This window comes from Xenococcus sp. PCC 7305, assembly GCF_000332055.1.
Classification (GTDB): domain Bacteria; phylum Cyanobacteriota; class Cyanobacteriia; order Cyanobacteriales; family Xenococcaceae; genus Xenococcus.
Window position 1 is genome coordinate 1 of sequence record NZ_ALVZ01000004.1, and the last position, 1,628, is coordinate 1,628.

A 1,628-nucleotide genomic window follows, 5' to 3' on the forward strand; every position below is an offset into this window, starting at 1 on the left:
CTCTCTTGGTGAGCGTTCCCTTGCGCCTGACGGCGGCGCGGGGTCTCACCGCTGCCCTCTGCCCTCTGCCTTCAAGGGCGAAGCCCCGTTAAAATGGCTCGCGCCATATAGAAGCTAGCAATAGATTTGGCATCTACTGGTTCCCCCGCTAAGATTGCTGCTTCTAATTCTTCCTCACTCATCAAAACTACCTCGATATCCTCATCCTCGTCCTGTTGTGGAGGATTAGCCAACTTTTCTAAATCCTGGGCCAAATAAGCATAAATATACTCGTCAGAATAACCAGGTGCCAGAATAAATTTACCCAAAGATTGCCATTTATGGGCGCGATAACCAGTTTCCTCTTCGATTTCCCGCTTAATCGTTTCAGCAGGATCTTCCTGGGGTTCTACTGTGCCCGCAGGAAACTCCAATAATCGACCTTTGACCGTAAAGCGATATTGTTTAACCAACACAAATTTGCCCTCAGCAGTCACAGGAACTGCTAAAGCTCCACCTGGATGTCGCACACATTCCCAATTACCTTCTACGCCATTCGGCAGACGCAGTTTCACGACCTCATAATCAAATTTACGACCTTTATAAAAAAGGCGTTGTTCTAGAATCTCTGAGGGTTCATTGCCTACGGACATAATGATTTGTGGTGTTTATTCTCAATAATCCAAACACTATCATAAATTAGGGGAATGAAGGCAGCCCTAAAGGATTAGCTGTACGTCATTGCCGAAGAGCGATGCGGCGATCGCGCTCTCTGATAAAATAAAAAGATCAGAATTATCCCAAACACCATAATTCGTCGCATCATGAGTTTAGGAACAGATAAAAATAAAGTCAGAAACTTTCAAGAATTTTTGAGTTTCATAAAATATTTTCAACTTCAAAGAAAGGATAATCAAGGAGATGACTTATATGTTTTCTCTCATGTTTCATGGACAGAGTATGAAAATCTTTTGGCAGATCAAAAAGATATATCTTGGTGCAGAATTGCATACTTAGAAGGATTATTAGAAATAATGGCTCCAGGTAGAAACCACGAAAGAATCAAAGAATTAATTGGTGGACTCATTATTGCTTATTGTGACGAAAAAGAAATAGATTACTTTTCTTTCGGCTCCACAACCTTAAAGAATGAAAGATCTAATGTGGGGAAAGAACCTGATACTAGCTATGCTATTGGCATGGACAAAGAATTACCTGATATTGTGATCGAAGTTAATCAAACTAGTGGCAGTATCAATGATTTGGAGAAATATCAAAGACTAGGAATTGAAGAAGTTTGGATATGGGATCACAATAACAATCTTGAATTTTATATTTTAATTAATGATCAATATGCCAAAAGTCCTAAAAGTAAATTTCTCAATAATCTAGAATCAAACATGGTGCAGAAATATGTGGAGCTCATGAAAGGACAAGGGGAAAGAATTGGGAAAAAAGAATTTATTAAAGCAATTAAAACGAAGGCAGAAGAATGAAGGCAGAAGGCAGAAGGTAACTGGCATAGTGGGAGAATTCAACTCACCACTATGACCCGTTCCACTTAAAGAAGTGGAGGAATTCAACCTAAAGGGATAAGTTAGAAGTAGTTTTATCCTTCTGCCCTCTCTCTTGGTGAGCGTTCCCTTGCG

The 1,628-nt window shown here is 40.1% G+C and carries 2 protein-coding genes; one reads left to right on the forward strand and one right to left on the reverse strand.

What is annotated here, in order from left to right:
* Positions 1 to 71: 71 nt before the first annotated feature.
* Positions 72 to 632, reverse strand: a complete 561-nt coding sequence (locus tag XEN7305_RS00025) for an NUDIX hydrolase (protein WP_006507231.1) — start codon at positions 630 to 632, stop codon at positions 72 to 74.
* Positions 633 to 803: 171 nt separating this feature from the next.
* Here XEN7305_RS00025 and XEN7305_RS00030 point away from each other — a divergent pair, with 171 nt between their 5' ends.
* The gene (locus XEN7305_RS00030; protein ID WP_006507232.1) at positions 804 to 1,475 is read left to right on the forward strand and encodes a Uma2 family endonuclease; all 672 of its coding nucleotides are present in this window, start codon (positions 804 to 806) and stop codon (positions 1,473 to 1,475) included.
* Positions 1,476 to 1,628: the final 153 nt, after the last annotated feature.

Excerpts from the sequence above, each read along its gene's own strand:
- XEN7305_RS00030 (WP_006507232.1), top strand. The coding sequence starts at position 804 with ATGAGTTTAGGAACAGATAAAAATAAAGTCAGAAACTTTCAAGAATTT.
- XEN7305_RS00025 (WP_006507231.1), bottom strand. The coding sequence starts at position 632 with ATGTCCGTAGGCAATGAACCCTCAGAGATTCTAGAACAACGCCTTTTT.